25 protein-coding genes and 1 riboswitch are annotated in these 23764 nt (G+C 37.6%); of the genes, 4 read left to right on the top strand and 21 right to left on the bottom strand.

What is annotated here, in order from left to right; translation table 11 throughout:
* Positions 1-134 precede the first annotated feature (134 nt).
* The gene (locus MKX72_RS07535) at positions 135-1376 is read right to left on the bottom strand and encodes an MFS transporter (RefSeq protein ID WP_028414028.1); all 1242 of its coding nucleotides are present in this window, start codon (positions 1374-1376) and stop codon (positions 135-137) included.
* A 302-nt stretch (positions 1377-1678) separates the two neighbouring features.
* Complete coding sequence (locus tag MKX72_RS07530; protein ID WP_028414029.1) at positions 1679-1966, bottom strand: hypothetical protein; 288 nt, start codon at positions 1964-1966, stop codon at positions 1679-1681.
* A gap of 275 nt (positions 1967-2241) precedes the next feature.
* Here MKX72_RS07530 and cspD point away from each other — a divergent pair, with 275 nt between their 5' ends.
* The gene (gene cspD / locus MKX72_RS07525) at positions 2242-2445 is read left to right on the top strand and encodes a cold-shock protein CspD (RefSeq protein ID WP_013056175.1); all 204 of its coding nucleotides are present in this window, start codon (positions 2242-2244) and stop codon (positions 2443-2445) included.
* Between the two features lie 59 nt (positions 2446-2504).
* On the opposite strand, the gene MKX72_RS07520 is transcribed toward cspD, so the two are convergent.
* The 3 genes from MKX72_RS07520 to MKX72_RS07510 are packed head-to-tail and all read right to left on the bottom strand — an operon-like array spanning position 2505 to position 3699.
* Positions 2505-2777, bottom strand: coding sequence for a DUF2564 family protein (locus tag MKX72_RS07520; RefSeq protein WP_028414030.1), 273 nt, complete (start codon positions 2775-2777; stop codon positions 2505-2507).
* Between the two features lie 56 nt (positions 2778-2833).
* A complete protein-coding gene (locus MKX72_RS07515) occupies positions 2834-3016 on the bottom strand; it encodes a zinc-finger domain-containing protein (RefSeq protein ID WP_013056173.1) in 183 nt (60 codons plus the stop codon).
* 29 nt (positions 3017-3045) lie between these two features.
* Positions 3046-3699: a ribonuclease H family protein gene (locus MKX72_RS07510; protein WP_028414031.1), complete on the bottom strand. Its 654-nt coding sequence runs from the start codon at positions 3697-3699 to the stop codon at positions 3046-3048.
* Positions 3700-3918: 219 nt separating this feature from the next.
* On the opposite strand from MKX72_RS07510, the gene MKX72_RS07505 reads away from it, so the two are divergent.
* Positions 3919-4317 carry a reverse transcriptase-like protein gene (locus MKX72_RS07505; protein ID WP_033578453.1) on the top strand — a complete coding sequence of 133 codons (399 nt, stop codon included), beginning with the start codon at positions 3919-3921 and terminating at the stop codon, positions 4315-4317.
* A gap of 6 nt (positions 4318-4323) precedes the next feature.
* Here MKX72_RS07505 and MKX72_RS07500 read toward each other — a convergent pair whose 3' ends face one another.
* The 11 genes from MKX72_RS07500 to MKX72_RS07450 all read right to left on the bottom strand — a co-directional run bounded on the left by MKX72_RS07500 (position 4324) and on the right by MKX72_RS07450 (position 14990).
* The gene (locus tag MKX72_RS07500) at positions 4324-4599 is read right to left on the bottom strand and encodes a DUF6123 family protein (RefSeq protein WP_013082383.1); all 276 of its coding nucleotides are present in this window, start codon (positions 4597-4599) and stop codon (positions 4324-4326) included.
* 61 nt (positions 4600-4660) lie between these two features.
* A complete protein-coding gene (locus MKX72_RS07495) occupies positions 4661-5122 on the bottom strand; it encodes a divergent PAP2 family protein (RefSeq protein ID WP_013056169.1) in 462 nt (153 codons plus the stop codon).
* Between the two features lie 130 nt (positions 5123-5252).
* Positions 5253-5567, bottom strand: a complete 315-nt coding sequence (locus MKX72_RS07490; RefSeq protein WP_013056168.1) for a hypothetical protein — start codon at positions 5565-5567, stop codon at positions 5253-5255.
* 105 nt (positions 5568-5672) lie between these two features.
* Positions 5673-5930, bottom strand: a complete 258-nt coding sequence (locus MKX72_RS07485; RefSeq protein WP_013082381.1) for a DUF2533 family protein — start codon at positions 5928-5930, stop codon at positions 5673-5675.
* A complete protein-coding gene (locus MKX72_RS07480; protein WP_033578452.1) occupies positions 5927-6700 on the bottom strand; it encodes a nucleotidyltransferase domain-containing protein in 774 nt (257 codons plus the stop codon). The genes MKX72_RS07485 and MKX72_RS07480 overlap by 4 nt, the downstream gene beginning before the upstream one ends.
* A gap of 5 nt (positions 6701-6705) precedes the next feature.
* Positions 6706-10323 carry a dynamin family protein gene (locus MKX72_RS07475; protein WP_098627145.1) on the bottom strand — a complete coding sequence of 1206 codons (3618 nt, stop codon included), beginning with the start codon at positions 10321-10323 and terminating at the stop codon, positions 6706-6708.
* Between the two features lie 199 nt (positions 10324-10522).
* Positions 10523-10693, bottom strand: coding sequence for a hypothetical protein (locus tag MKX72_RS07470; protein ID WP_155017140.1), 171 nt, complete (start codon positions 10691-10693; stop codon positions 10523-10525).
* A gap of 6 nt (positions 10694-10699) precedes the next feature.
* On the bottom strand, positions 10700-11263 hold the full coding sequence (locus tag MKX72_RS07465; protein WP_028414036.1) for an isoprenylcysteine carboxyl methyltransferase family protein: 564 nt from the start codon (positions 11261-11263) through the stop codon (positions 10700-10702).
* 5 nt (positions 11264-11268) lie between these two features.
* The gene (locus tag MKX72_RS07460; protein WP_098627144.1) at positions 11269-12354 is read right to left on the bottom strand and encodes a type III polyketide synthase; all 1086 of its coding nucleotides are present in this window, start codon (positions 12352-12354) and stop codon (positions 11269-11271) included.
* A 224-nt stretch (positions 12355-12578) separates the two neighbouring features.
* On the bottom strand, positions 12579-13121 hold the full coding sequence (locus MKX72_RS07455) for a GNAT family N-acetyltransferase (RefSeq protein ID WP_028414038.1): 543 nt from the start codon (positions 13119-13121) through the stop codon (positions 12579-12581).
* A 444-nt stretch (positions 13122-13565) separates the two neighbouring features.
* Positions 13566-14990 carry an NAD-dependent succinate-semialdehyde dehydrogenase gene (locus tag MKX72_RS07450; RefSeq protein WP_047751357.1) on the bottom strand — a complete coding sequence of 475 codons (1425 nt, stop codon included), beginning with the start codon at positions 14988-14990 and terminating at the stop codon, positions 13566-13568.
* 130 nt (positions 14991-15120) lie between these two features.
* Here MKX72_RS07450 and MKX72_RS07445 point away from each other — a divergent pair, with 130 nt between their 5' ends.
* On the top strand, positions 15121-15981 hold the full coding sequence (locus tag MKX72_RS07445) for a LysR family transcriptional regulator (protein ID WP_034266540.1): 861 nt from the start codon (positions 15121-15123) through the stop codon (positions 15979-15981).
* Between the two features lie 138 nt (positions 15982-16119).
* On the opposite strand, the gene MKX72_RS07440 is transcribed toward MKX72_RS07445, so the two are convergent.
* The 5 genes from MKX72_RS07440 to MKX72_RS07420 form a co-directional block, all read right to left on the bottom strand.
* Positions 16120-17430 (bottom strand): nucleobase:cation symporter-2 family protein, encoded by a 1311-nt coding sequence (locus tag MKX72_RS07440; RefSeq protein ID WP_098627143.1) that lies wholly within the window; start codon positions 17428-17430, stop codon positions 16120-16122.
* A 1-nt stretch (position 17431) separates the two neighbouring features.
* Positions 17432-18025 (bottom strand): xanthine phosphoribosyltransferase, encoded by a 594-nt coding sequence (locus MKX72_RS07435; RefSeq protein WP_028414042.1) that lies wholly within the window; start codon positions 18023-18025, stop codon positions 17432-17434.
* A 103-nt stretch (positions 18026-18128) separates the two neighbouring features.
* Positions 18129-18230, bottom strand: a riboswitch (purine riboswitch).
* 97 nt (positions 18231-18327) lie between these two features.
* Positions 18328-19845, bottom strand: coding sequence for a carboxypeptidase M32 (locus tag MKX72_RS07430; protein WP_098627142.1), 1518 nt, complete (start codon positions 19843-19845; stop codon positions 18328-18330).
* A gap of 125 nt (positions 19846-19970) precedes the next feature.
* The gene (locus MKX72_RS07425; protein ID WP_098627141.1) at positions 19971-21908 is read right to left on the bottom strand and encodes an ATP-dependent DNA helicase; all 1938 of its coding nucleotides are present in this window, start codon (positions 21906-21908) and stop codon (positions 19971-19973) included.
* Between the two features lie 224 nt (positions 21909-22132).
* A complete protein-coding gene (locus MKX72_RS07420) occupies positions 22133-22312 on the bottom strand; it encodes a hypothetical protein (RefSeq protein WP_013056154.1) in 180 nt (59 codons plus the stop codon).
* Positions 22313-22645: 333 nt separating this feature from the next.
* Here MKX72_RS07420 and MKX72_RS07415 point away from each other — a divergent pair, with 333 nt between their 5' ends.
* Positions 22646-23737: an ABC transporter ATP-binding protein gene (locus MKX72_RS07415; protein WP_098627140.1), complete on the top strand. Its 1092-nt coding sequence runs from the start codon at positions 22646-22648 to the stop codon at positions 23735-23737.
* Positions 23738-23764: the final 27 nt, after the last annotated feature.

The raw sequence follows: 23764 nt of genomic DNA, 5'->3' as shown, positions 1-23764 counted from the left end.
ATTACATCTGCTGTCTATAAATTGAAGTATAAGAAATTTCAAGGATTTTTTCTAGACACAATATAAATTTAAGCATATTGACGGGTCTTTAAATAGCAAAGAGCTGTCTTTTATCATAAGACAGCTCCGTAAAATCACACTTCAGCTTTCTTCAGTTTTACGCCGCCTTCAGGTTTTGGTTTGATAGCTTTTAAAACTAAAATGGCACCTACTGCACTAACCCCTAGAGACGTTTGGAACACAGCCATGTCCGACCACTTCATAAGCAATGTATAAAGAGGAGGCCCAGCTGCTACTCCGACAAAGCGCATCGAACTGTAAAGAGACGTAATGGTTCCTCTCTCTTCCTTTTCAATTCCTTCTGTAATAAGTGCATCAAGACTGGGAAGAGCTGCTCCAATTCCAATTCCACCAAGCACTAAAGTGAGTAAAATACTAAAAAGAGACGTATTAAAAAATAAAATGATGAAAGAACATGTTAACAATAAAAAGCCAAAAAAAGCAGACCACTTCATAACGATTTTATTGTTGCCAACTTTTTTCCCCGCCACAAAAGAAGAAATAGATAAAGCGAGCAAAGGAATAGCCATTACCAAGCCTTTTTTCGTATTCACAATATGATAACGCTCCTCTAGTATGGTCGATAGGTAAAATAAAACCCCGAATAATACAAGCATAATAATGGCGCCTAAAATAAAAATAGCCATAAGCCATCCAATATTTTCTTTGAGCGTCTTCTTCAAATCCTTCAAAAACTGCGTGATACTTTTCTTTTTTTGTTCAGATTCAGAAGAACTATCATTTTTCGGAACTTTTACTAAAAAGATAACTAAAAGAATCGAAATAAGGCAAAGAATAGGAATGAACCAAAAAGGAAGAAACCAAATCATAGCCGCTAAAAAAGCTCCCAGTATTGGGCTTAGTACTTTCCCAAACGTATTGGCTGTTTCAATTAAACCTAGTCCTTTTGTAATTTCTTGCTCGTCTTTGAACATATCTCCTACACAAGGCATCACAACAGGCATAGCCCCTGCTGAACCTATTCCTTGAATCGCGCGGCCAATTAAAATAACCCAGAATGGATTGGCCATTTGCCATGAAGCCCAGCCTGTTAAAGCCCCTCCTACTGCAGCAAGCAACAAACTAGGAATAATAATTTTCTTGCGGCCAAATCGATCTGATAAATAACCAGCAATCGGGATTAAAAAAATAGCGAAAATTGAGTAGACCGTGATAATCATGGATACCTGCAGCGAGCTTATCTGTAGACGTTTTTCAATCACCGGCAACACCGGAATTAACATTGAATTTCCGAGGGTCATGATAAGTGGCACAGAAGCAAGAGCAAGTAAATCCAATTTTTTTCTACTTTCCATAGCGTCCTCCAAACCTTACTTCTAATTAACGTCACAATCACACGTTTTTCAATTTAAGCTTTATAAAACTTCTCGTGTTCATTGATTTCAAAGCTTAACTATCTCATTACATAAGATGATGTGTATCTATATTTTTTAGCTAAAAAGGTAATTGCTATTCATGGTTTCACTGTTCTTCTTTAATTTATTGAACTTTGTTATTTATTCTTGTTAATACTTGTAAAAACACATGTTTTTAATCCCATATATGAAGAAGCGTACGAGTATCTCCGTACGCTTCTTCATATATAGGCGTCATCTTATTACACTACTTCACCTCGATGACCATCTCCATCATACATAAACTGTTTATCAATAATATGTTCGATATATATGGTTGTCAAATCGCTTTTTTTCACTTGAGCTACAATTAATCCTAACGGATCACCAATGGTGAAGCTTGTTCCATTTTGAAACATTAACAGCTGCTCATTTAAATGCAATACGCGCTTATAAATTTGTTCTTTCTCTAGGCTGCTGCGGCTCTTTGCTGCTTCGAGCGTTGAAAATAACAAAATGATTTCTTTTCCATTTATTTGTGTACGATACATACACGACCCACTCCTTATCACCGCGTTAAAATTATGCTGACTATACTTTTATTATAAACTAAATTTTCAGTTATTTTTCATCTCACGAGAAATTTTTTTATTAAAAATAGACTATGTCCACGTTAAATAAAATTTAATTTTCAGAAAAGTTAAATTTTAATATTGAAATTTTATTTCTTCTTATTATATAATATAAACAATCATTTACCTCTATTGGAAATGATAATTCGAGTTTCAGCAGCATGATGCTGCACAGTACTAGGGGGATTCAAGTTATGCAAAATGGTAAAGTAAAATGGTTCAACAATGAAAAAGGCTATGGCTTTATTGAAGTTGAAGGCGGAAGCGACGTATTTGTACATTTTTCTGCCATCCAAAGCGAAGGTTATAAATCCTTGGAAGAAGGACAAGAGGTATCTTTTGAAATTGTAGAAGGCAATAGAGGCCCACAAGCCGCTAATGTCACTAAGCTATCATAAATAGATCTTTTTATTTTATAGTAAAAGAGACTCTTTTCTGAGTCTCTTTTTTGTTATACCTAGCGTTTGGCCTCAGTAAGCTGCTGGTCACATGTTTGAATAGACTGCATGCACTGCTGAAGAAATTGCTCGTCTACTCCTGTGCCATGAGCTTTGGCAGATTGAAGCTGTGCTTTTGCATCATTAAGCGCATTCGTTGCCTCTTCAAGCTGCTGAGGACTCATACTCATCGTAGCTGTCCCAATCATCTTTTGAGCAGATTGAATGGACACTTCTACTTGCTTTAAATCATTATATCCTGTTGTTACTTCTTCATTTGAAAACTTATCCATTGAAAGAACACCTCCATATGGATAGAATGAAGCTGCTGCCGACAAATTATACACGCTTACTTTTTAGTCAGCAAATCTCCATACTGCTTAATCTTTTCTCCTACGGTACACTCTTTAATACAAAACGTCTGAGCGTATGTTTTGCCCTTTTCTTTGTTAAACGTTTTTTTTACAAAACAATCACTACAGTAGTAATCCAATAACTCCGTTACTTCTTCTAATAATTGTTTACGTTCCACTCTCGTTCATCTCCATTTCGTTCTGTGTGTTACACTTGCTTCCTGCTAGCAATTGGTATCCCTTGAAGAGCTTGAGTCGCAAGCTGGTCGGCCTCTTCATTTTCCTTCCTTGAAATAGGCTCATATACCGGTCGGATACCAAGTTCCTGCATTTTATCTTCTATTCGATCTAAGTACCGATTAAACTCTTCTTCGAAACAGGGCCACTCCCCTGCAAGCTGATTTAATACAACCTGAGAGTCACCTCTAAACGTTACCGGTATATGATGAACACCAAGTTCCTCAAGCTCTTGTATTAAATAATAAAAAGCAGCATACTCTGCCTCATTATTTGATTCTATCTCTTGCAGTCTTGAGTTTCGTCGTATTCGGTAAGACTGGTTGTTCTGTTTAAAATAAATCACAACCCCAAGCCCCGCTAAAAGCGTATCATGCTCATAGCCTCCGTCAAAATATGCCACAATATCGTGAGGCTCTGTCTGTACTTCCTGTAAGAGCTTTTTCGCTTCTTTTACAGTCCATTTTTGCTGCTGCTCATCAAGTAGAAAAATTTCCTTCGTTCGACCTGTTTTTTCTAAATCACCCACAATCATTAGCGCCTCATTCGCATCTGTGAAATCGGATGTGAAAATTAACTGTTTATGTTTCGAGGATTTATAATGCCATTCAATTTGGAAATTCATAACGAGCATTCCTTTCATCAGCAATTTTGAATTCAACACTTTTTCTGCTTTTTTGTATTTTATCTTCTATTATGTCTTTTCATGACAGTTTTCTTACCTAATAAGCGGATTTTAGCGTTTATACGTGCTAATATAAAATAGCTGAAGTACTTATGATACAATACTATTGATGAAAAAACATGGTTTAAGCTTATATTGTTTTAACAAGGAGGCTGTATGATGATTGAAGTTTATATAGACGGAGCCACTGCTGGCAATCCTGGTCCTTCTGGAGCTGGTATTTTAATTAAAGGAAATGGTGAACATCATCGTTACGCTATTGCTCTTGGGACAATGACGAATCATGAAGCAGAGTACCATGCACTTCTTCATGCATTAAAAATTTGTTTAGAAAAAAAGTATACGAGCGTATCTTTTCGAACAGACTCTCAGCTAGTAGACCGCGCAATGAACCAAGAATACGTTAAAAATAAAGCGTTTGCTCCTTTACTGGAAGAAGCCCTCAAATTGTCCAGTCAATTTGATTTATTTTTTATAAAGTGGATCCCTAGCTCTCAAAATGCAGGTGCTGATCAGCTGGCCAGACAAGCCATTAATCAAAAAGAAGCAGGAATGTAATCCTGCTTAAATCATACCTGATGACTTTAAATATTGAATGGCTTGTTTTTGATTGCTAATACGATTTGATGTCAAATTCTCGAGGAGCGATACAAAAAAACTGCCGTCAAATTCTTTTTGTACTTTTAGTGTCCATTCAATTGTAAATATGACCATCTCGTCAGCTGCACGCGTATACTGCTGACCAAATGAAATAAATCCACGTGCATCTTCTGCTAAATGAAAGCCTTTTTCTTCAAGATAAAGAAGATACTCTTCAACGGTTTGAGCTGTTTTTGTCACTTTTTCGTCCCATCCTTTTGCAAAGGTTCTTCTTTATCTTAGCTTACTTTTGGCTATTTGACTATGATTTCCCTTCTAAAAAATAGCCAATTGCTCCAAGTGCTACTCCTAAAATGGCTCCGCCAATCACTTCTTCTGGCTGATGACCAAGCATTTCTTTCAAGCGCTGTTCCGTCAAATCGTGAAAGCCTCCGTCTGGAAGACCCGCAAGCTTTTCAATTTCTTCATCTAACGTATTCACTTTAATAGTAATTTCGCCAGTCTGCCTTCGAATTCCTTGTGCATCGTACATCACAATAATTCCAAAAACAGATGCTAACGCAAAGTCAATCGTAGAAACACCTCTTTTTAATGCTACATAGGTAGCCAAAGAAGATACGCCGGCTGAATGAGAGCTTGGCATTCCACCCGACGCAGCAATCATCCGCATATCCCATTTTCCTGTTTGATACTTTTTAATTGGGATTTTTAAAGCTTGTGCTAAACCGATTGATGAAAGAGCAATGACAATTCCTTTATTCATATTGCTTCACCTCATCTATAGTTTGCGATGGATTGACATCTTGTACCCAAGCAAATATTGCCCAACAAAAAACGCCGGGCTAATCTGCTGACAGAGCAGACTAATCCCGGCGTTTTTGGAAACAGTTCTGTTATTTTTTACGCTTTTTTTGTGCAGCATTATTCATTTTGGCAGATTCAACTTCAGCATAAGAGCCGAATTCTTGTCCATATTGATTATTTGCACTTTTATTAGCTTCTAACTTCTTGTTAACAGAATTATTTTGGTTTTGTTGCACGTTGAACTCAGAAGCAAACTCCCCAGCATAAGTGTCATTTGCACTTTTTGCACGCTTTGCTTTTTGAGCCTGATTTGCTTTAAACTCAGAAGAGAACTCTTGGTTATAATTATGCTTTGCATTGTTATTCGCTTGCGCATTTTTATTACCTAATTTTTGACGACCCATCGCTATCTCCTCCTATTTGTACCTCGTTGGTACACTATTAGTATGGATCAAGCGGCACGTCATATCCTGTTCAAATTAAGGTAAAAACACCAGAGCTTAGCACGTTTATATTCTTGCTACGTACTCTTTAACCATTTCTTCCGTCACTACTTTACGGCCTGGAATGATGGTATATTTTTGAGACAGCTCATTAATTTCTGCTGTTACAGCGTTAATACCGTCTACAGAAAAGGGCTTCCCTTCTTTGCAGAGAAGCACAGCTGCTTCAATAGCTTGCTCACGTCGAGCTTCTAAGCTGGCAAAAGCACGTACTAATTCGTGCTGTTTTTTAGAATGGGCTGAAATTTCTTTATGTACACTCATGTTCGTTCCTCCATTATATTATGCTGAGTTAGTAAAAATAAGTTAATGTCCTCATAACTGATTTGCTTTTCCGGTAATTCTTTTAAGTTTTTTTCTATCGCTGCAGATTCTTTCTTAATGCTATCCAAAAAGTTTTTCATCTTTTCATTAAAAGCGACTTTCCCGCTTATCTTGCATTGTACAAATTGCTCAATGATGGATTGCTGCCTATCGTCGAGATTTGCCTGCTTACATAAATCGGCAAATAAAATGACAGGGAAACTGCGCTGCTTTACTACTACTTTCAGTGATAAAAATGCACGAATCAGTTGGAGCATCACTTTTATATCCTCTATTGTAACAGAAGATGTCAGATTTCTTTTACTATTTATCGTTAAAATTTTAAAATAATGATATCCCAATGCTTTTAAGGAATATGATTGAGCCATCATTTGCCGGAGTGGCTCAGCAAACGATGACTTTTGATAATAAACAAAAGGCGACCATAGCCACTCATAAAGCGAAGGGTTTGATTTTGTAAACAAATAAATGGTTTTGTACAAATCCCACCCTTGCATATCATAATTGCCTTCTGCTACATTAATGACCTCTTGAGGTCTATTGAGATGAAGATAGCGTGATGCTTTATATTTATATATAAAGCGGACGTCAAAATCACTCGCTAACGTGTCCAGTCCGTAAGCACGGCTCCCTGATTCACATGCAAACAAAATTTCTACATTATATTCTTTTTCAATTTCCTGTAAACGTTTATTTATGTGTGTAGACATAAAAATTAATGACCCTTTCTTTCCTCCAATACATGTTCTAGCACCGTCATTGTACTTACCAATTCTTGAATTGGAAATTCTTCAGACACGGCCGCTTGCAGCTGTTTGTAATAATCATACCATTCTTCAGATACAGACTGTTTATGCGCTAAAACGTACTGATTCACTAAATAAGTATAGTGTGAATGAAGAGCAGCTTCTTCTTTCGCAATGTAGTGATTAACATCCGGCTTAATACGTTCTAATAAAGCAGCGTGGAGCTTTGCTTTCTCATTTTTTTCAAAAAAGCTTTTATTGTTTTTATACAGTGAAAGCTCTTTTTGATACGATTCATTCTTATCGAATTGATGACTTGTCACAACTTCGCTGCCATTTGGAGGCTCTAACGAGTTCAACGTTGGAGTAAACGTCGGTTCATAGCGCTGTAGCTTTGTGATGATCATTCGATGCCAGTCTTCGATTAATTTTACGATGTATTTTTCGATTCGCAAAGTGGTCGCACGCACTTCTTGCGTTGCGTCGAAGGAAATAGACGTTAACAACTCCTGCAAACACAGGCGCAGCTGCTTTTGCTTTTCACCTCGATCATCTCTTAAGTTTGCCGGACTGAATGCTTCTTTAAAGAAGTCATCGTACCTCACAAACAGACGTTTTTTCACATAAAATAAAAGCTCTTCTAATTCTCGGTCAAACTGCTGTTGTTCATATTCAAAATGAATTTCATGCAGTTTTGCTGCTACCTGCTCATTTTTTATGTGAAGAGATTGAATGTATCGCTTTTTATCGACTTCTGATTTTGTCTGCACCTGTTTCATTTCATTGGCAACTGCTAAAATTTGTTCGAAATCTGCATAGACACTTTGGATAGCAAGCTCTGGTAATTCATAATTTATGAAGCGGTAAAACGCATTTTTGAATGGTAGAAACATTTTATCCTCGTGGTTTTGCAAAGCCTGCAAGCTTGATACCGGGTATAAGCGCGGAAAGCGTATACCATACTGTTCAAGCTGCTCTTTTACGTACGTCTGAACTAACTGCAGCTCTGTATCGGAGCTGGCTAAATCCGCTGCATTTACTAAGAAAAACATTTTATCAAGCGCAAATACATCTTTTACACGGCCAAGCTGAATAAGAAATTCTCGGTCAGCTTTTGAAAATGCATGATTATAATACGTTACAAATAAAATGGCATCTGCATTTTTGATATACTCAAACGCTACTCCCGTGTGTCTCGCATTGATTGAATCAGCTCCAGGTGTATCAACAAGCGTAATGCCTAAGCGAGTAAATTCACAGTCATAATACAGGTTAATAAATTGAACAAAACACGCTTTTTCTTCCTTGGCTACATAATCATGAAATCCTTCTGTATCCACTACTACTTCTGAACCGATATGATGCTTGACTTCGCCGTAGCCTTTTTCTACTGCCTGTAAAAACGACAAATGCAGCTGCAGCTCTTCTGTTGCCTGCAGGGTCGGAATAATCGCGAGCGCTTCGTCAATTGTTTCTACTTCATGATGAAACAGCTTAAGTGCACCATTTAAATCTTGGATCATCTGCTCGTTTGTTTTCATTTGCACAACAGCTGTTTTATGCGGCCGTTTTTCTGTTGGAGGCATAATTTTATTGATGGTTGCTGTTGTTGGATTCGGAGATACAGGAAGTAATCTTTCTCCAATCAACGCATTAGCAAAAGATGACTTACCGGCACTGAATGCTCCGAATAAAGCTACGGTAAACGTTTGATTTGATAGCTTTTTACGTTTTTCTTGAAGCCTATTAATAAAGCGGTCTAATTTTCCAAATGAACGGAGCTGTTCGAGAACAGCTGATACATCTTGAAGAACCTTTTCTGTTCCTGTTTCATGCACAGCTTCCTCAGGCTGTGAAACTAACTGCTGCTCACTCGCAGCTTCATGCTTTTCTTCAGCTTTCATGATGCCCATTTCATATTCTTCTTGTAACATATATGACAACTCGTTTGTATCTTCTAGCGTTAGGTCGTCATCAGTTTGCTGTAAAGATTGAAGCAACGCTTTTGTACGTGCCAGTTTTGCTTTCATTTCCTGAAGAGATGTATACGCTTCTTCAAATGACTCACATTCCTGCAAGTGTTGAGAAATATTCTCACGCTTTACTTCATCTTGCTCCATTTTGCTCTGTTCGATTTGCGCATAGAGCTCGTATAACAATCGCGTGGCTTTTTTCTTAATGTGATCAGCTACATCTTTTGCGTACGTTAAAACATAATCACCATTAATCGTAGCTCCTGCTTTTACCGTTTCAATTAAGTCATGAGGTTCTAACGGAATTTCAAACTGCTGAACCTGGCGTATAAGATCCGGGTCAGTAAGATTTTGATTTTTCACCAGATCTTGCACATATTGCTGCAAGTGCCACTGCAGCTGAGAGGCTGTTCGTTCTTTCATATCGTCAAAAAATAACGTCAGCCGCTCTTTTTTTACTTCCTCGGTCTTTTTCTTAGCAAATAAAAGACCGACTTTGAAATCAGGCTTTGTCGTTTCTAAAAACAGCCTAGCTTTTTCTCTCATTTCATATGGTGTTAAATTGGCGTTGCTTAGTATCTTGCCTGTTTCTTGTTGGTACGTTTCTGCTAACTGCTTTTCAGCACGCTTTATTTCCGCTTCTTTTTCGAGAAGCTGCTCTTTTTGCTGCTTATTTATTTCATGGTTCTCAAGCGTCAGCTTATGGCGCAGCTCGTCATGAATCGTTAACTTTTCTTCTTCTTGGTCTTCAATAAAGGCAAGGTGATCGTCAATTAACATTTGCATCGCATGTTGAATATGCTGATGTCGGTTTTCTTTTTCCGTCATCATAGCAAGTAATAGAGATTTTACGTACGAAAGGTCATTATGACGGTTGGCTGGCTCTTTTAACGACGTATAGAAGATTCCTTCTGGTCTAACATTCCACTTTAAAAATGACGTTTCTACAGATTCTTTAAATGCTTGAAATGTTAGCTGATATTCTTGATGTTTATCGATTTGATTTACAATTAAATAAAGCGTTTTATTAGCTTCTTGCAGCTGTTTTGCAAATTGAAGATTTAATTCTGCCTGCACATGATTATAATCCATCACGTAGAAAATAACGTCCGCTAAGTGAAGAGCTGACTCGGTCGATACACGATGCGCATCATCTGTTGAATCAATCCCCGGTGTGTCCATCACCACAACATTTTTAGGAATAGCGTTTGTCTCGATTGATAAATGAATGGACTCTACTTCATCTCCGTCGACAGCAAACTGCTTAATTTGTTCATACTGATAAGGCGCTTCATAACGCACCGGCGGCTGTTTGCGGTAATAAACGGTTGCATGCTCATCCCCAGCCTTTACTGATACTAAGTTTGCGCTTGTCGGAATAGGACTTGCAGGCAAAATTGCTTGCCCCATTAATTCGTTAATCATACTCGATTTCCCCGCCGAAAAATGTCCGCAAAATGCTACAACAAATTCACCGTTCACCCACTTTTTTAACAGCTGTATTGCTTTTGCTGCCTGCTGTTCATCTCCAGCTGCTTGAAATTGCTTATGTAAATGAAAAAGAGATGCTTCCAATTGGAGATTTTCTTGATGTTTCACACTCACTTTACCCATTATTACTCTACCCCTTTTGCCTCATTCAAGACTGTATTTAAATGTTCTCTATCCATCTTTGTTTCTGCTTATTCTTTCTCTATTTTACTTGATTCACCTACGTTTTCCCATAAAAAACTGAATTTTTAGTTACAAAAACAATAAAAAAAGCTGTCAATAATTTGACAGCTTTGCATTGTATTTATTTACCGTGTATATATTACGCCTTTTGGGCTTTTTCAATATTTTTCATTACATACGTTGTGACGCCAACATATGTAGCAAGTGCTCCGATCACAAAAAGACTAACCATTACGTCCACCACCGTTTCTACTTGATGAAATTGATAATCTTTATCATTTGATTTCATCTTATCATGAAAGATAATCATTTTCAATTAGTTTTGAGATTTTTTTGCAGGAAAGAAACGTCCCGTATTTTGCATGACCTCGCCATAATTTGTTTCATTCGTTAGCGCTTGCTCTTCTAAAGGAATTCTAACGGCTAATATACACAAATTGAAAACAGAAAAAATAGCTAACGTCCAGTATGCCTGAAACATAAGCGGAACTAACACCAATTCTGCCGCTACAACTGTATAATTTGGGTGCTTCATAAACCGATAAGGACCTCTTAGCACAACCTTCGCGTTAGGCAAGACGATAATTTTTGTATTCCAATACTTTCCTAACGAAGAAATAGCCCATACTCTTGCAAGTTGCACAAGCACAAAAAAGCTAAACAACAAAAAAGAAAAGTGATACATTCCACCGTTTAACACATACACTTCCGTAAAAAGAGCAGCAAAAAAAGCGGCGTGCATGCTTACCATCCATTTGTAGTGACTTTGACCAGCTTCGTACGCTCCCTGCTTCTTCATCCAAGCTTCATTTCTTTTGGCAATCACCAATTCACATAGACGCTGTAAGATAATAAATACAAAAAAACTATAAAAAAACAATCGCTTTACCTCCACTCTAATAGAAGCATTTCAGAACTAAATCCAGGACCAAGAGCTGTTAATAAACCGTATTCTTTACTCGGAATTTCTTTCTTCATAAAGCGGTCTAGCACATATAAAACGGTTGCCGAAGACATGTTTCCATGGTTTTTAAGTACATCTAGTGAATCAGCAATCATATTTTCGTTTAGCGATAGCGTTGATACATATGCTTCAAGCACTTTTTTCCCTCCAGGATGAGCAACAAAATGTTTTAAATCCCGACTGGTCAAATTCTGAGTTTGTAAAAAAGACTCAACTTCTCCGCCTAACCACGAATCGATAATAGTGGGAATATCTTTTGAAAAGACAACAAATAACCCATCATTTTTAATCTCCCATCCCATTACGTCTTCGGAATTTGGCATAAGCGTCGATTGTGTATGTAAAATGTAAGGAAAGCTTTTTGAACGGGCAAAAGTGATATCTGCTTCGTCACCTGCGACTAAAGCAGCTGCTACTCCATCAGCAAATAAAGATGTACCGATTAAGTTGCTTTTTGAACGATCATTCCGCTGAAAAGTCAAACTGCACAGCTCAACGGATAATACAAGAACTTTAGCGCGCGGAAAGGCTTTGCAATATTCGTAAGCCCTTGAAAGTCCAGATGCTCCTCCGGCACACCCTAATCCCCATATAGGGATTCTTTTTGTATGGTCTGAAAACGCAAGCTTATTCATAATTCGAGCTTCAATGCTAGGCGTAGCTACACCGCTTGTTGAAACGTAAAAAATAGCATCAATTTCTCCACACGGCAAAGGGGTACTTACATAGTCTTTATTTGTTAAGCATTCTTCAATGGCTTTTGTACCTAATTCAACAGCACATTCTATAAAAGCATCATTTTTTTCTTCGAATGTATGATCTTCTTGAAACCAAGATAAGTCTTTGGCAAAATTACGTTTTTCAATTTGACCATTTTGAAAAACGGTCAGCAGACGATTAATATCTTTAAACGACTCGGAAAAAAGTTCTTTTGCAAATAGCAGCGTGTCTTGCTGAGTTAATTCATAGGGGGGAACTCCAAATCCAACTGAGATAATTTTTGGCATACACTTCACCTCTTTGATTGCGTTACATTTAACATTTGTAATAGCTGGGGATTTATTCAATTCTTTTTTAGTGGAATGGAGGTGAAACATAAAAAAACTTTCCTGTAACTCAGGAAAGTCTACGTTTTGAAGAAGTGTATGTTTGTTGTGCACTTTTATTATAGCGCAAATAATCTGAATGTACAGATACAATTTATGGATTGACGAAAATAAGTGCTTATTTTTTATGAAAAGAAAATGGACATATAGATTTCATCTACATATTCATTGTTAAAATAAGCTTGTTCTTTCATAACACCTTCTTGTTCAAATCCTACCTTTTTATACAATTCGTATGCCACTTTATTAGAAGCAAACACAGTTAAAGAAAGTTTATGAAGATTATTTTCTTTGCACCAGTTTAGCGTATAATTCATAAATTGTTTTCCTATTCCCATTCCCTGTGCTTTTGAAATAAGCCATGTACGGAAGAGCCCCGTGTGGCGCTTCATTTTAATTTCGCCTCTCAGAACACGTGCGATTCCAAGTACTTCACCTTCGACTTCAGCTACAACGTACATGTGATTGTTCTTTTCTACTGATGCAATAAAATCTTGCTCTTCTTGGACTGTGCGCGGCTCATCTTTTTGAATAAATTCCCCGGCTTCAATAATTTCTCTTACCGCTGTTGTAATATGCTCTGCATCACTTGCCTTTGCAGGGCGTATAGTGACTTCACGTCCGTCTTTTGCTTTAAATTTCACTATGTTTTTCTCTGCTGTAATCATCTATATCAACTCCTATATTTTTCACCATTCAGTACTACTATTTTGGTTCTAGCTTGCGTAATTTATCAGTGGTAAAGTTCTGCTTTTCATTTCATCTAACAAGCAATCATGTGCATTTGTTGTATTACCCACGCTTTAAACAAAGCTAAACCATTTTTGAAATATTTATTCTTGCACAGACATCCTAGAAATGCAATTAATTGCGTTAAAGAACTATTATTTCAAATTTTCTTTACAAAAGTGCATAAAAAAGAGGCTGGGACATAACGAAATCACTCCGACCTAAAGACGAACAAATGGGATTAATCCGCTAGAAGCAACGAAACGCATGAAAGCTACGTCCATCTTAACAATAAAAAAATACGAACTAACAACCAATAATTTTGATTATTAGTTGCTAGTTCGTATTTCACTTCGACTAAACTATTTTTGTCCTACTTTTTATTAAAGTCCCATTGAGATATATTTTACTTCTAAATAATCTTCAATGCCGTAATGACTTCCTTCACGTCCAAGACCACTTTCTTTAAAGCCGCCGAATGGAGCTTGAGCTGCAGATGGAGAGCCATCATTTACTCCTACAATGCCGTATTCTAATTCTTCAGATACAAATGTTGCTTCTTTGATGTTTTCTGTAAATACGTAAGCTGCTAAACCATAAGGGCTATTGTTTGCTCGTTCTACGGCTTCTTCTACTGTTTTGAATGTTGCTACAGGTGCCAATGGTCCAAACGTTTCTTCAAACATGCAATTCATGTCATCAGTTACATTTGTGATAATTGTCGGCTCCATAAAGAAACCGTTTTTAGTTGTTATAGCTTGTCCGCCAACTACAACTTTAGCTCCTTTACTTTTTGCATCCGCAATTTGTGCTTTTACTTTCTCAACCGCTTTGTCGTTAATTAACGGTCCAACTTGTGTACCTTCTTCTAATCCGTTTCCTACTGTTAATTCCGCCGCTTTTGCTGCAAATTTTTCAACGAAAGCATCTGCAATGGATTCTTGTACGTATACGCGGTTTGTGCAGATGCACGTTTGACCTGCGTTGACAAACTTAGAAGCAATTACGCCGTTTACAGCAGCGTCTAAATCTGCATTTTCTGTTACGATAAACGGTGCATGACCGCCTAATTCCAGCGATAATTTTTTCACAGTATCAGCAGCACCCCGCATTAGATGTTTACCAACCGCTGTTGAACCAGTAAATGTTAATTTTCGGATGCGTCCGTCTTTTTGCCATGTGTCGCCAATAGCTGCTGCATCTCCAGTAACAACATTGATCACACCTTTTGGAACGCCCGCTTCTTCTGCGAGTTCTACTAAACGAAATGCTGTAAATGGTGTTTCTTCAGATGGTTTTAAAACAATTGTACATCCTGCTGCAAGAGCTGGGGCCACTTTACGCGTAATCATGGCTGCAGGGAAGTTCCATGGCGTAATAGCTGCTACAACGCCAACAGGCTGTTTTTTAACCGTAATACGCTTATGCGTATGATGAGCTGGAATCGTTTCACCATATACACGCTTTCCTTCTTCAGCAAACCAAGCAATATAATCATTGCCATACTGCACTTCACCTTTTGCTTCTGCAAATGGTTTGCCTTGTTCCGTTGTCATAATTTCTGCTAGTTCATCTTTATGATTTTCAATAAGTTGATGCCATCTCATTAAAATAGCACTGCGCTCTTGAGCGGTTCTTTTCGACCATGTTTTAAAAGCTGTCGCTGCTGCATCAGCGGCAAGTGCTGCTTCCTTTGCGCCTGCCTTGGGAATTTGTCCTATAACTTCTTTTGTTGCTGGATTAATCACATCAATTTTCTCTTCTGTTGTTGTCCATTCACCGTTAATATATAGTTTGTTTGGATACATCATTCATCCTCCTAGTTGTGTGAATTTCTTTGCGCTGTGTTAACTACACTATATACACTAGCATCTTCGTTGATTTATGAGAACTTCCCTTCTATACTATGGGTATAACAAAAGGTTATAGGTGATAAATATGAAAACAGAATGGCTTGAGTCTTTTATTGAAACAGCCAAAACAAAAAGCTTAAGCAAAGCAAGCGAACAGCTGCATATGACGCAGCCCGCGCTCAGTAAGCAAATGAGAAAACTAGAAGAAGATTTAGGAGTAACATTATTTATTCGCTCCGCTACAGGAGTAGAATTAACCTCAGCAGGTGAAATTCTTTTACAAGAAGGTGAATCCATACTATCAAGCGTTCATGCTCTTCAAAAAAAATTAGTGTCTACGCAAGAAGCTTGTGATTTAACTATCGGAACGTGGCAAAGTATGGCTGCTTTTTACTTACCTTATCAACTGGCTTCTGCTAAAGACCACAATCGCCATATTGATATAAAAACCTCGCATCACTATTATGATTTGTTAGAGCAGTTAGAAAGCAATCAAATTGATGGAGCTTTATTTGATGATCGAGAGATTCAACATACTTACTGGTCAAAATTATTATTCAAAGAAGACTTTTATTTATTTGTGAATGATCAGCACCCGTTAGCCGAAAAAGAAAGCGTATCATTTGAAGATTTCAAAGAAGAACCCATTGTAGTTCTCCCTCCAGGGTGCGATGTTCGGACACTAGTAGAAAAAGCGTACAATCGTCATAACTTAAAAATTTCCATTGCCAATGAAATTGAATTTGCTCAAAGTATTATGGGATTTATTTCAGCTAATTTAGGTATTTCAATTCTCCCTGAAATTTTTATGCGCCATTTACAAAGCTCAAACATTAAAGCATTGCCTATTACAGACTTCAAATTCAAAAGAGAAATTTCATTAGTGGCAAAAAATCCTGACGTGGGGAAAATGCTTTATACACTGTTTTTCAAAACACGGTCTTAATAGGAAAGAGGACCAAATTGGACAAATAATCTACTATGAATCGCTTGTTACAGCTATGTTCCCTATGACATTGAAAAGATCCGAACGATTAATCGTTCGGATCTTCTTCAACTAAAATATTTTGGCGCCAGCCTCTTTTTATTTCGATATTACTTCATTTGCTAATTTTGTGTCCGCAACTTGCGCACGTGGTGATTTCATCATATTAAAGACAATATTTAAAAAGATTGCTGTAAAACTCCCCATCACAATACCGCTTCCAGTGAGAACTTGAAGACTTTCTGGTAAGTTTTTGAAGAGTTCAGGTACAACCGTCACCCCTAGACCCATACCAACCGAACATGCAATTACAAGAAGGTTTTCTTGTTTTGCTAAATCAACTTGACTAAGGATTTTTATACCTGAAGAGATGACCATCCCAAACATGGCTACCATAGCTCCTCCAAGTACAGAGCTCGGGATAACTGTCGTCACGGCTGCGATTTTAGGTAGAAAGCCCAAAATGATTAAAATTCCACTCGCTGCAAATACAACATTTCTTGTGCGAACACCTGACAACTGTAAAAGTCCTACATTTTGAGAATACGCTGTATAAGGAAATGCGTTAAAAAATCCGCCTAATAAAATCGCCAATCCTTCTGCACGATAGCCTTTAGATAAATCTTTTTCATCCACTTCTTTTTTACAAATATCACTAACGGCAAAATAAACGCCTGTGGACTCGACAATGCCAACAAGTAAAACAAGGAACATTGTCAGGATGGCCATAATATTAAACGTTGGCATCCCAAAGTAAAACACGTGCGGCATATGAATCCACGCTTCTTCTTTTACGCCGGAAAAATCGACTTTCCCCATAAAAGACGCTGCAATTGTTCCAACAACCAATCCTAATAACACAGAGACGGAGCGCATAAATCCTTTTGTAAATCGATACAGAACAATAATTAATAGCAAAACGCCAAAACCTAAACCTAAATTGCTCAAGCTGCCAAAATCTTTACTTCCTTCTCCTCCAGCTAAATCTTTAATCGCTACAGGAATTAACGTAATTCCAATAATCGTTACAACCGAACCCGTAACTAAAGGAGGGAAAAACTTAACCAATTTACCTAGAAAAGCAGAAAGAAGGACAATGAGTAAACCGGCGACGATAATAGAACCATATATGGAGGAAACGCCGTAAGAACCTCCAATTGAAATCATAGGCCCTACGGCAGTAAACGTACACCCTAATACAACTGGAAGACCAATACCGAAAAAACGATTTTTCCATACTTGCAGTAACGTTGCCACACCGCACATAAATAAGTCAATCGCCACTAAATACGTAAGCTGCTGCTGAGTCAAGCCAATGGCTCCTCCAACAATAAGCGGGACAACAATCGCACCTCCGTACATAGCTAAAACATGCTGTAAACCAAGTGAAAAGACTTTTCCTTTATTCATATTAAACCTCCACTGTCGGTTTATCTTCAGCAAATGTAACTTTACCATTTGATAAAGACTGAATGCGCGCTAATGATTCTACTTTAACGCCTGATTTACGAATTTGTTTTCCTCCATCTTGGAACGCTTTTTCAATAACAATACCAATGCCGCCTACTTTAGCACCTGCTTTTTGCACGATATCCATCAAGCCGAATGCAGCTTGGCCGTTTGCTAAAAAGTCATCAATAATTAAAATCACGTCATCTTCTCGAATAAATTTATCAGCAACTGAAATTTCATTTTCTTCTTTTTTTGTAAATGAATATACTTTTGATGTAATGAGTCCGTCTTGAAGTGTTAAAGATTTTCTTTTTCTGGCAAACACCATCTCAACGTTTAGCTTCAATGCGGTCATAATCGCTGGAGCAATTCCTGATGATTCAATCGTTAAAATCTTCGTAATTCCTGCATTTTCAAAGCGCGAAGCAAATTCTTCTCCAATTTCTTTCATCAGTACAGGATCCATTTGGTGGTTTAAAAATGTGTCTACTTTTAAAACCGTGTCCGATAATACGATTCCATCTGTTAAAATTTTGTTTTGCAAAGCTTTCATAGTTCGTTCCTCCAACGTTTGTATTAAAAAAGCTCAAAAACATAGCTGCACTCGTATATGAGTAGAGCAATGTTTTTGAGCTTTTACGCACAAAAGTGAAAAACAAACTTCATCGCTCACCCATAGTCAAACTATTTACGGTAGTTTGGTAGATACTTACGAGCCTTATTCTCGTCATTATATGAGTGCGTTATTGAGTTACTTGTATTATATCAGCAAATCTTTTATTTGAAAATATCTAAAAAAGATATTTTCGAACATTTACTTGCAATACAAAACATAATATTCGGTTATAGCACTTTTTATACGTGATAAATTTGTCCGTATTTCTCTTCTAGATATTGAATTAAATAATCTACATTTAGCCCTTCACCCGTCACATCGTTTAAAATTTCAAGAGGTTTTTTCATTTTTCCGTACTGGTGAATATGTTCTGTTAACCAATTTGTAATCGGCGAAATTTCTCCTTTTTCCAAGAGTTCATCATAATTAGGCAAGTCTTTTAACATGGTATGCTTAAACTGCGCTGCGTACATATAGCCCAGAGCATAGGAAGGGAAGTACCCAAAGCTTCCTCCGGCCCAGTGTACGTCCTGAAGCACGCCTTCTCCATCGTGACTTGGACGAACCCCTAAATATTCTTCGTATTTCTCATTCCAAATTTCCGGTAAATCCTCAACTTTATACTCCCCGTTTATTAATCCTTTTTCAATTTCGTAACGAATCATAATATGAAGAGGATACGTTAACTCATCTGCTTCAATACGAATAAGAGACGGTTTTGCTTCATTTACTCCTCGGTAAAAATCTTCTAAACCTACATCGTCAAATTGTTCCGGCGCATGCTTTTTTAGTACGTCGTAATGATGCTGCCAAAATGCTTTATTTTTCCCGACAAACTGCTCAAAAAACAGCGACTGTGATTCATGAATTCCCATTGAAGTACCTTCACATAGAACCGTGCCAACAAGATCCTTTGAAATATTCTGCTCATATAAAGCATGGCCACATTCGTGAATCGTGCCAAAAATAGCCGTTCGGAAATCGTTCTCGGCATATTTAGTGGTGATGCGCACATCTCCCGGGTTTAAGCCAGTAGCAAAAGGATGGACGGTTTCATCAAGTCTCCCCGCTTCAAAATCATAGCCGAGTGTTTTTAACACGTCTAGACTAAATTGCTTTTGCGCTTCTTTTGGGAAAGTACGGAATAAAAATTCCGTATTGGGCTTTGTATTTGACCCGGCGATTCGCTGAACAAGAGGCACAATATGCTCCCGCAGCTTTCTAAATACCTCGTCTAAAATTTCAACCGTCATTCCCGGTTCAAAAAGGTCTAATAAACGGTTATATTTGTTTCCTTCATACCCCCAATACTCCACAAACTTCTGATTAAACGCTACAATTTTTTCAAGGTACGGTTGAAATAAAGCAAAATCTGCTTTTTCTTTTGCTTCTTCCCAAATTGACTCCGCTTTTGAAGTTAACGTAACGTATTCTTTATATTCGTGCGGAGGAATCTTTTTATTTAAGTCATATTCTTTTTTACATTCTTCCACTGCTTTTTTCGTAATATCGTTTATGTAAGGCTGTGACTCAGGGTTCGTTAATTTCTCAATAAAACCTGCCATTTCATTAGAAACGGAAAGATTGAACGCTTCTGATGACATCATGCCAATCACTTCAGAACGCTGATCCGCCCCTTTTTTTGGAGCACCCGTTCTCAAATCCCAGTACATCACTCCGATTGCCTCGTGATAACTTTTGATTTTATTCATGTATTCATAAAACTGTTTCTCAATTTTCTGTATGTCTTCTCTCATTGTTTTTTCCTCCTTACTTTCCTTATTTCACCATAAATTATTTTATCATAATAGTAACGGTGTGTATATAACTGAAAATTCAATCTATTGTGCATATAAAAAAGCGCGGCTGCCACCGCGCTTTTTTATACGTTTTCTATTTTGGTTGGAACATTTTGTTCAATGATTGAACGCACTTTTGAATCTGTGCTTTTTGGCATAAAGATCGTGATTAGACCCTTATCATTATGAGAGCGAATCAGCCTTCCAACTCCTTGCTTTAAGCGAAGAAGCATATACGGCATATCTGCATCCCAAAATGGATCGACTACTTGATTGCGCTTTGCTTCAAAGACCGGATCATTTGGCGGATACGGCAGAGACCAAATAATTACATTCGATAACGAAGGTCCAGGAATATCCAACCCTTCCCACAAATGAACAGCGCATAAAATCGTTTCTTCTTCCCTTTGGAACTGAGACACTAATTTACTGATTTCTTGATCGCCTTCAAATAAAAATGTGTACTGATTTAACTCTTTGGAAACTTCTTTGAACATCTCTAGTTCTTCTTTACTGTTAAACAATAAAAGTGCTCGTCCGTTCGTTTTTTCGAGCTGAGCAACAGCAAAGGCAAATTTTTCAGCAAACGCTTCTTCTTGATCATCCGAAACATTTTTCACCGCAATTTTCATTTGCTCATCATAATCAAATGGCGATTCAACTGAAAAAGAAAGCGGCTTTGCAATTCCTAAGCTATATGCTAAATAATCGAACGATTGGTTATCTGAAAGAGTGGCAGAAGTGAAAATGTATGGTATTTTCTTCGCAAATACTCGGTCTTTTAAGACGTCTTTTACTGCTTGCGGCATAATAACCAACGTCAGCTGCCAGTTGTTTTCTTCCACCCAGTAGATGGCATTTTCGTTGTCCATAAATAAGCGCAGCGAATAATCAATTTGATCTAGGTACTCATCTACAATTCGCAGCGTATATTCGTCTACTGTATAGGTCTCACTCTCAAACACAAGCTCGTTTCCGATATGTTCAAGCAGCGATAAAAGTTCTTTTCCTACACTTTGTAATCCGTTTGTTCGGGCTACTTCTTTACGGCTAGAACCAACGATTTCTGTGCTTGCTTCACTTAAACGGTCAAAGAACATTGCATACACATCGATAGCGTGCTCGATCTTCACAGCAAATTCTTCTCGCACGTCATTTTCTAATAGACGCGTTAACAAGTTTTCTAACGTATCTTCTTGAATGCGATACGTTAAAGCCTTTTGTGCAGCAAATTCCAGCAGGTGACCTTCATCAAATACAACACAGCTGCTTTCAGGAAGAAGCGGAAGCTGTCCTTCACGCTTGCGGGCTTCATATGTCCAAATGTGTTCCATGTAAAAATCGTGAGAGCAAATAATTAAGTCATGTGCTTTTCTATAGTGCTCGCGTGAAAGCGTTAAGCCACATCTATGACGCTGCTCACAGGAAGAGCAATCTTGAAACGTATCCCAGTTAATTTGATTCCATTCCTCATCCGTTAAATGAGGATATTCTTTACGGTCTCCGTAGTGATAGAACGACTGCATACCACTATGATCATGAACAAAATCAGGAAGCGTATCGTAAATTTCTTCAATATTTTCATTATCTGTTCGTGCTGTCACAGCATCTAATTTCTTTAAACACAGATACTGATCTTGAGATTTTGCTAGGCGAACATCCATGTTAATATCTAAAATACCAGAGAGCTTGGCAATGTCTCCTTCGGCTTTTACTAACTGTTCAATTAATGTTTCATCCGCACAGGCAATAATAGCCGGCTTGCCAATATATCTTGCATAACAAATAGCGTACAGTAAATACACAATGGTTTTCCCTGTTCCTACACCTGCTTCTGCAAAGATTACATTTTTTTCTTTAAAAGCTCGTTCGATTTGAAAAGCCATAAAAATTTGTTCATCCCGAAGTTCTAATCCTGCGTCTGGAAGATGATCATAAAAAACATCACCTATCCATTCATTTAATTTGTCAAAAAAGTTTTCATCCCGCTCAATTGTAAAAGGCAACCGCTCTCTCATCATCGATACTGACTCCTTTATTTATGTAAATATCTATCAATAAAAATTAGCTTCACTTCTTTTTATCTAGTAAATTTCTCATGTAAGCAAAACTTAATTATTGACTACTTTATCTAAAATGTCAATAAAAAGAGCTGAACATAAAAAAGTTCTGCCTGTAAGGACAGAACCTTTTTGTATAAAAGCTGGGTGTATAGAACGCAAACGGAATAAGTGCTATTAAAAAATTAATTACAGCGGAATTTGGAATCCGTGGACTGAGACAATAAAAAGGCCGCTTCATACTCGGCTTTTGCTTGTTCCAGCTGAGTAAGCGTCTCTCCGCTAACTTCTATTCCCTGCTGCATTAAATGATAGCTGTTTTCCAACGCTTGCCGAATCATAGTGAACTGCGTGTTTCTATCCATTTATAAACATCCTCTCTCTGTAGTGCTTACTATAAAAGTGAATACTATCATTCTATACACCAGCTGTTTATTTTATTCTCAAAACCAGCATCTCTGGCTTAATAAATGGATTCTTTCATTTAAGAAAAATAATCGAACTTATTAAAATATTTTAATTCTCACTTGACATATAGGAATAATATATTTTAAAATTACTTACAGATTCAATCACTCAAAACTACATACTACAGGCTTACCGGTCAACCGATAGCCTCTAATTGCCAGATACACGTACAATCCGTCTGTGCAATTAGAGGCTTTTATTTTTTAAAAGCCTGCTGAGAGGAGAAAAAAATGGCAGAACTGCAGTTGCAGCATGTGTATAAAAAATACGGAAAAGATAGTCTTGCAGTTGATAATTTTAATCTTCATATTCAAGACAAAGAATTTATTGTATTTGTAGGACCTTCAGGGTGCGGCAAATCCACTACCCTTCGAATGATCGCCGGCCTTGAATCGATAACAGAAGGAGAATTGCTTATTAATGGAGATCGTGCAAACGATTTACCTTCTAAGGACCGGGATATTGCAATGGTGTTTCAAAACTACGCGCTTTACCCTCATTTAACGGTTTACGACAACATGGCATTTGGCTTGCAGCTCCGCAAAGTCCCAAAACAAGAAATTGATGAGCGCGTTCGTGAAGCGGCTAGTATTTTGGACTTAGAACCCTATTTAAAACGCAAGCCAAAAGCATTATCAGGAGGTCAGCGTCAGCGAGTGGCTTTAGGAAGAGCCATTGTACGGAATGCCCAAATTTTTTTAATGGATGAGCCTTTGTCTAACCTTGATGCGAAGCTTCGCGTACAAATGCGTGCTGAAATCAGTAAGCTTCATCAGAGGCTGCAGACGACCATTATTTATGTAACCCACGATCAAACAGAAGCCATGACGATGGCAAGCAGAATCGTAGTTATGAAAGACGGAAAAATTCAGCAAATAGGTTCACCTATGCAAGTGTATAATGCTCCAGAGAATACGTTTGTAGCCAGTTTTATAGGCTCACCGGGAATGAACTTTTTCACAGGAAAAGTAGTGAACAGCAAACTGTACATCAGTGAACATGAGTTTCAACTGACAGAAAATCAAATGCATTCGTTACATGAAAAAGGCTACAATAATCAATTCATTACTGTAGGAATTCGACCCGAGCATATTACGCGCGCCTTTTCTGATGCTCCTCATATTTCATTACCGGTAGATGTGTCTGAGTTATTAGGAGCAGAGTACATACTATACAGCAGTTTAGGAGAGCAGCTCTTTGTGGCTAAAATCCCTGGGGATGAACATATTCAAGTTCATCAGCACTTTCCGTTTCATTTTCAAATGAATCATGCTCATTTCTTTGACCAAGCATCTACCAATCGTATCAAAATTGACCAATAACTATCTAAAAAGAATTCTATAAATGGG

It is taken from the genome of Priestia sp. FSL R5-0597 (assembly GCF_038006305.1).
GTDB classification, from domain to species: Bacteria; Bacillota; Bacilli; order Bacillales; family Bacillaceae_H; genus Priestia; species Priestia zanthoxyli.
The sequence above is the reverse complement of the archived record's forward strand: the minus strand, read 5'-3'. Positions and strand labels throughout refer to the sequence as shown.

Excerpts from the sequence above, each read along its gene's own strand:
- MKX72_RS07505 (WP_033578453.1), top strand. The coding sequence starts at position 3,919 with ATGATTGAAGTTTATATAGACGGAGCCACTGCTGGCAATCCTGGTCCT.
- MKX72_RS07470 (WP_155017140.1), bottom strand. The coding sequence starts at position 10,693 with ATGATTATCTTTCATGATAAGATGAAATCAAATGATAAAGATTATCAA.
- MKX72_RS07490 (WP_013056168.1), bottom strand. The coding sequence starts at position 5,567 with ATGGGTCGTCAAAAATTAGGTAATAAAAATGCGCAAGCGAATAACAAT.
- MKX72_RS07430 (WP_098627142.1), bottom strand. The coding sequence starts at position 19,845 with ATGAGAGAAGACATACAGAAAATTGAGAAACAGTTTTATGAATACATG.
- MKX72_RS07415 (WP_098627140.1), top strand. The coding sequence starts at position 22,646 with ATGGCAGAACTGCAGTTGCAGCATGTGTATAAAAAATACGGAAAAGAT.
- MKX72_RS07495 (WP_013056169.1), bottom strand. The coding sequence starts at position 5,122 with ATGAATAAAGGAATTGTCATTGCTCTTTCATCAATCGGTTTAGCACAA.
- cspD (WP_013056175.1), top strand. The coding sequence starts at position 2,242 with ATGCAAAATGGTAAAGTAAAATGGTTCAACAATGAAAAAGGCTATGGC.
- MKX72_RS07520 (WP_028414030.1), bottom strand. The coding sequence starts at position 2,777 with ATGGATAAGTTTTCAAATGAAGAAGTAACAACAGGATATAATGATTTA.
- MKX72_RS07425 (WP_098627141.1), bottom strand. The coding sequence starts at position 21,908 with ATGATGAGAGAGCGGTTGCCTTTTACAATTGAGCGGGATGAAAACTTT.
- MKX72_RS07460 (WP_098627144.1), bottom strand. The coding sequence starts at position 12,354 with ATGCCAAAAATTATCTCAGTTGGATTTGGAGTTCCCCCCTATGAATTA.
- MKX72_RS07510 (WP_028414031.1), bottom strand. The coding sequence starts at position 3,699 with ATGAATTTCCAAATTGAATGGCATTATAAATCCTCGAAACATAAACAG.
- MKX72_RS07530 (WP_028414029.1), bottom strand. The coding sequence starts at position 1,966 with ATGTATCGTACACAAATAAATGGAAAAGAAATCATTTTGTTATTTTCA.
- MKX72_RS07485 (WP_013082381.1), bottom strand. The coding sequence starts at position 5,930 with ATGAGTGTACATAAAGAAATTTCAGCCCATTCTAAAAAACAGCACGAA.
- MKX72_RS07450 (WP_047751357.1), bottom strand. The coding sequence starts at position 14,990 with ATGTATCCAAACAAACTATATATTAACGGTGAATGGACAACAACAGAA.
- MKX72_RS07475 (WP_098627145.1), bottom strand. The coding sequence starts at position 10,323 with ATGGGTAAAGTGAGTGTGAAACATCAAGAAAATCTCCAATTGGAAGCA.
- MKX72_RS07420 (WP_013056154.1), bottom strand. The coding sequence starts at position 22,312 with ATGGATAGAAACACGCAGTTCACTATGATTCGGCAAGCGTTGGAAAAC.
- MKX72_RS07480 (WP_033578452.1), bottom strand. The coding sequence starts at position 6,700 with ATGTCTACACACATAAATAAACGTTTACAGGAAATTGAAAAAGAATAT.
- MKX72_RS07535 (WP_028414028.1), bottom strand. The coding sequence starts at position 1,376 with ATGGAAAGTAGAAAAAAATTGGATTTACTTGCTCTTGCTTCTGTGCCA.
- MKX72_RS07445 (WP_034266540.1), top strand. The coding sequence starts at position 15,121 with ATGAAAACAGAATGGCTTGAGTCTTTTATTGAAACAGCCAAAACAAAA.
- MKX72_RS07440 (WP_098627143.1), bottom strand. The coding sequence starts at position 17,430 with ATGAATAAAGGAAAAGTCTTTTCACTTGGTTTACAGCATGTTTTAGCT.
- MKX72_RS07455 (WP_028414038.1), bottom strand. The coding sequence starts at position 13,121 with ATGATTACAGCAGAGAAAAACATAGTGAAATTTAAAGCAAAAGACGGA.
- MKX72_RS07435 (WP_028414042.1), bottom strand. The coding sequence starts at position 18,025 with ATGAAAGCTTTGCAAAACAAAATTTTAACAGATGGAATCGTATTATCG.